The organism is Agathobaculum ammoniilyticum (genome assembly GCF_025567315.1).
Classification (GTDB): Bacteria; Bacillota; Clostridia; order Oscillospirales; family Butyricicoccaceae; genus Agathobaculum; species Agathobaculum ammoniilyticum.
On record NZ_JAOQJE010000043.1, the window covers coordinates 1 to 1689 of the forward strand.

Consider the following 1689-nt stretch of genomic DNA (forward strand, 5'->3'; position numbering starts at 1 on the left):
GCCGTTTTGCGTACCTTGCGCGGGACGCCTGCAAAACAGCGGCGGCGAAAAAGCAGCTTGCCGCCCTGCTGCGCGAGCCGGACCGTTTCATGGCCGCCCGCGGCGCGTGCCGCCGCTTCCCGCTCAGCACCTATATCAAAAACCGGTACAGAGGGAAGATAGACGGCCTGATAGCGGATGAACTGCACCAGTTTTCCGCGGACAGCGGCCAGGGGGACGCGATGGGCGAGCTGTTCGCCGCCGCGAAAAAATGCATCGGCATGACGGCAACCCTCATCAACGGCTATGCCTCCGGTATCTTCTATCTGCTCTACCGCATGTGTGCATACCGTATGGAGCAGGATGGGCAAAGCTATGCCGCCCCCGCGCAGTTTGCGCGGGAATACGGCGTGACAGAGGACACTTACGAAGTAACGGAAGGCGGGTACAACAGCAACCGGCGCACCGCGAAGCGGAAAAACGCTCCCGTCAGAAGCCGGGCGTTTCGCCGCTGGTGTACAGCCGCTTCCTGCTGGAGAACGGCGTGTTCCTCTCGCTCATGGATATGGGCAAGGACCTGCCGGAATACGAGGAGATCCCTGTACCGCTCAGGCTTCCGGAGAACCAGCAAAGAGCCTATGACGATCTGGAGCACGCTTTCCATGAGATCTTCAAGGACCGCAGCTGCGAAGGGCGTAAGCTCGCCCGGAAGCTGTTGTCCGTGTCCCTGAACCTCATGATGGCCTATCCGGACCAGCCGTATGGGCATAAGCCGATCGTGCATCCGGTCACCGCAGACCCGATCCTGGTGCCGGAGGACAGCGGTGCATCGACGGATGAAACCGAAAAGGATGCAAGGGCGCTCGAGATCATTCGTGCAAAGGTTGCCGCAGAGGAGCGCGTACTGCCCTACGTCAACTGGGTGCGGCTGGACAGCCGGACACGGCTCAAGCGCTTTCTCACGGATGCCGGCGTCCGCGCCGAGATCATGGAGGATACCGTCCCGCCTCGCAAACGGGAAGAATGGGTGGCAAACCACCTCCGGCAGGGTATGCAGGTGATGATCGTCAATCCGGCCAAAATTGAGAAAGGCTGTGCGTCCGTAAGGACACCTTATTTCGTGTGATACGAAAGCTGCCCGAGGACTGTTAGAAATTCTGCTGTTGGCATAACAGCAACAAAAAGTATCATTGATTTTCCCACAAATGAAAAGAATCACGCATATCAAGCGTGGTTCCCGATAAGTCGATAAATTGGAATCTGCTATTCCTTTGATTTGCTCCCGAAAATAACCAAAACCAATTCAATAATACCAAAAACAAGACCGATATAGAAAAAAGGTGCCTGGAACTGCAAAATTATTTCCAAGCAATAGTAAGGCTAACCCTATCATCATGGTTCGATTTTTCATAACTCGTACCTCCGGAAAATTCCAATTTATTGAGATTAAAAAATTAACCCAAAACTGATGGTTCAACAGCCTATAACAATGTAAATTCCACAGTCAGTGGCAGTAAGGTGGTGAGTGTAATGCTTACGTCGCTTACGCCACAGGATGTCATAGTGAAACGCTTTATCAGCTATTGCTGGAAAGCAATCGAAAATCAGACAAGTGAAGTATACAGATTTTTGCGAAAAGATGCACTATGCCATATTCCGGGTGCGCTGTTCTTTGAGGCCATTCCACAACCGGTAAATGTGATACATCTG

At 53.2% G+C, this 1689-nt stretch carries 2 protein-coding genes; one reads left to right on the forward strand and one right to left on the reverse strand.

Annotated elements, in window-relative coordinates:
* Positions 1 to 350, reverse strand: a 350-nt coding sequence (locus OCV66_RS15445) for a hypothetical protein (RefSeq protein WP_262564908.1), incomplete at its 3' end; no start/stop codon positions are given.
* 143 nt (positions 351 to 493) lie between these two features.
* Here OCV66_RS15445 and OCV66_RS15450 point away from each other — a divergent pair.
* Positions 494 to 1105, forward strand: coding sequence for a DEAD/DEAH box helicase (locus OCV66_RS15450; RefSeq protein ID WP_262564910.1), 612 nt, complete (start codon positions 494 to 496; stop codon positions 1103 to 1105).
* The last annotated feature ends 584 nt before the right edge of the window (positions 1106 to 1689 follow it).